The organism is Pseudovibrio sp. POLY-S9 (assembly GCF_001431305.1).
Classification (GTDB): Bacteria; Pseudomonadota; Alphaproteobacteria; order Rhizobiales; family Stappiaceae; genus Pseudovibrio.
In genome coordinates, this window is sequence record NZ_LCWX01000204.1 from 33,333 (window position 1) to 36,059 (window position 2,727).

Annotated in this window: 3 protein-coding genes; 2 read left to right on the forward strand and 1 reads right to left on the reverse strand. The window is 45.3% G+C overall.

The window, feature by feature from the left end:
- Window positions 1–359: 359 nt before the first annotated feature.
- Together PPL9_RS20865 and PPL9_RS20870 are read left to right on the forward strand one after the other, a co-directional pair.
- Window positions 360–548 carry a hypothetical protein gene (locus tag PPL9_RS20865; protein WP_057464496.1) on the forward strand — a complete coding sequence of 63 codons (189 nt, stop codon included), beginning with the start codon at window positions 360–362 and terminating at the stop codon, window positions 546–548.
- Between the two features lie 625 nt (window positions 549–1,173).
- The gene (locus PPL9_RS20870; RefSeq protein ID WP_057464497.1) at window positions 1,174–2,229 is read left to right on the forward strand and encodes a hypothetical protein; all 1,056 of its coding nucleotides are present in this window, start codon (window positions 1,174–1,176) and stop codon (window positions 2,227–2,229) included.
- Between the two features lie 118 nt (window positions 2,230–2,347).
- On the opposite strand, the gene PPL9_RS20875 is transcribed toward PPL9_RS20870, so the two are convergent.
- Window positions 2,348–2,727: hypothetical protein (locus PPL9_RS20875; RefSeq protein WP_208989518.1), on the reverse strand; the 380-nt coding region annotated here is incomplete at its 5' end.

Below are 2,727 nucleotides of genomic sequence, written 5' to 3' on the forward strand. Positions count from 1 at the left end.
TCCTGAAGCACTACCTGGCAACCACAGACGAGCAAGCAGACAATGCAATGGCAAAGCTGAAGGAATGGATTGAAGCGAAGGGCGGTCTATAGCCTTCGCTTTCTTTTATGCAGGCTGAATATCACCAGTATTCACAAGCACCTAAGCCCATCAACCAAGCAGATCATTGATTTCCACTCAGAGCTGCATAAGAAAATTAAAGCTATTTCCTTGTAAAAAGAGCATCTTTTTAACTTAGTCAACGCAACAATTTGAAGCAAGAAAACATAGTTGCAATTACCCTAAAGTCATTACTAAATATATCTGCGATAATATAAAATTATTATATTCCATGCGCCCAAGTTGCATGAGGAAATACTATGCCAGATCAAGAAACAATGAATAACCTCGACGCAGAAGAAACTCTCACCCTTATTGATGGCTTCAGTAAACTAGCTGAGCTCGCATTTCAGGCTGGATTGAATGAAAAGCAGCACTCATCTGCTATGGCCAGTTACCTGATTATTTTAACTCAGTTGTGCAATAATCTTACTCACAACTCAGGATAAAGCACTGATGTAAAACACGTTCTCAAACTGTAAGACAACCCCCTGATTTTATAAGAAAGTCGCACGCCAATATCATCTAACCTATTGAAAAATATAGGGCCGCGTATTTACTTGTAATCAGGGGGTCGCGGGTTCGATCCCTGCTGCCGGCACCACTCTTCTCCTTGATTTATCAAGGGAATTTCAAAGCCTCCTTCGGGAGGCTTTTTGCTTTTCTGGCTTTTGTCAGCATATGGTAAGCAAATGGGCGTTTTGGTAAGCAGGATTTCGCCCCTCCTACCCCCTCCAAATACCCTTTCAACTTAATACTGGAAAAGCTGTGAATGCCGTCACTAGCCGTCAGACGCTAGGCATTCTAGGAGGTTTGACGCAAACCAAGCCGTCAGAACTTTGTAACCACTCGTCACAGCCTCCAGATACTCAGTTATCCTCCAACTCAGATTAACTTATGCTCCTCAGGAAATTTGACGGGTATAGAAAGAAAAGACTGATTTAGTGAACTGCTAATTATACGAGGAGAACTGGCGTACCAGTTTGACCGCAGGGCTCTTTGATACAAGCTGAAGTGACAACTATTGCAGCTTCAGCTCTACTCGCGCAAACGATGTAATCTAACAGGTAAACGATGCCTAATTTCCAACCACACCAATTCCACACTCCACCGAAAGTAATGCCTCTGAACTTAGACTGCATAAGCTTGGATGGCGGCGGTTGGGCACCCTCTCAATTTGAAGGCACGACGCAAGATGGCTACGGCATATATTGCAGGTATCGGGGCGGTTACTTATCGGTAGACATCAGCAATGAACCCGGTGGAGATGCAATTAGTAATGGGAAGGAAATCCTTGGACTCCAATTGGGGCCACAACTTCACGGTGGGATGTCATTGGGCCAATTATGTTCGATTGCAGGAATAACAATCAATGGTGAGAGGCCACCCATGCCAACCCTCGCCGAAATTCGCAAAGAATGCTGGTTAGACCTAAGTGGCACCACAACCTTCTTTGATTTTTCCTTGGATAGCACAGTGGAGACAGCAAAACGTGCTGTTAGCGCTATGGATGATCTTCTGGGCGGAGCGCACTTTGTTGAACGAGTGATGGATAAGGATTTCCAAACGGCAGGTGCAACCTTACGCAACACACCTGCTGAGTTTGAAACTATCGACCCCACCATCATGTTTGGCGAGAAGCCGGTAGCATCCGAACTTGCGAAAGTGTCCGATACAATTAATCTTCAAGACCTGTATCCGACCTCCCTGTTATTGAACACGACCTTCTCTGGATTTCGACATCGGTTACGTATGTTCTCAAGATCGCAGCATTTAGACAAGCAGCTCGACGAACTAGGTCGAAATGTCAAAATCGCGGGGCACGATGATGAATGCTTATATGGCACGCTAATGTTTGCAGCTAGCTTCCCTACAAAAGACGCACAAAAACGGGATACCCTTCAACAGGTTGCTGAAAAAATAAACGCATTAACTCCAGAGCTCAAAGTTCATGCCACCAATCTACAAACAGGGGAACCACTACCTTATCTCGATAAAATCAAACGGATAGATCCAGTAATCACCGATTGGGTTTTATCTGATGAAAGAAACTGGCTTCAGATACGTATCGAGCGTTTTAATGAGCAACGCATTACTGTAGGTTATAAGCCAAGCATGCCACTCAATTAAAGTTCACACATCGCACACATCAGCGTTCTAACCACCAATCAAAAAAGGCCTGAGAAGCATCGCGTTTCCCAAGCCAGAATATTCCGTGAGAGGCAATGCCCCTCTTCATTCCGTATTTTTAGTCTTTGGAGACTTCCAGCGCGCAAGGTTCGAGAAGCTCCGAAATCTTCTCGCTACTTCCCTGCACATCTTCAATGTGATTGCGCACAGTATCAAACAGCGTCAGCAACGCTTCATATTCCTGTGTGTGCTCCATGCGTTCACTCAGGACCACACTCATAGAAAAAACTAGATTTTTGAGGTGGTTGGCTGTGAGGTGAAGCTGATCCACTTCATTGCGAAGGGATGTATGGGCACATTTCTCTTTACCAGTATCAGTCATTACGAAGCCCTCTTCGTTGGCTTGTTGAACAAACCACTCGACAGAAAGCATTCGACAACCCACTGGCGAGCGGGAGGTTCGAAACCTGACGAAGACAGGCGGGGTTATTCCCCCCC